The sequence below is a fragment of the Prevotella sp. HJM029 genome (assembly GCF_000599605.1).
GTDB lineage: Bacteria > Bacteroidota > Bacteroidia > Bacteroidales > Bacteroidaceae > Prevotella.
The window spans coordinates 1-441 of the sequence record NZ_AZHT01000152.1; the positions used below are offsets into that span (position 1 = coordinate 1).

Below are 441 nucleotides of genomic sequence, written 5' to 3' on the forward strand. Positions count from 1 at the left end.
GGGTAACAATGAATGAGGGAGGCTACCCCCTTGGGGGTTGTACTCTTTCATTATTCTTTCTCCCAATATAATGTTTCTTCATAATTTTTTATTTGTGCTGATTGTAATAGCGCTGCCAATTCAACACGCATATCCATTCGTTTATGGTGTTCTTGTTGGTGGGCGATGTAATCAAACACAACCTCTCTCAACTTTACTGAAACTCCAAATGCACCATATCCCGCTTGCCAATTAAAATGTTTATAATATTCTTTGTCATGATATTTTAAATAATGTGTTGACATTCGTTTTACTTCTTTAATCACTTCAGATACCGTTCGCTGTGGGGATAAAACGAACAACAAATGTTCATGATCGCCAATGCCATTTGCAATGAGACACGGACATTGTAGATTGTGACAAATATTTACAATACATTTGTTGAGAAGTGGTTGGTCATTA

1 protein-coding gene is annotated in these 441 nt (G+C 36.5%); it reads right to left on the reverse strand.

Features of this window, described 5'->3' with window-relative positions; all coding sequences use genetic code 11:
* Positions 1-50 precede the first annotated feature (50 nt).
* On the reverse strand, positions 51-441 hold a 391-nt coding region (locus X919_RS0106155), incomplete at its 5' end, for a transposase (protein WP_028899418.1).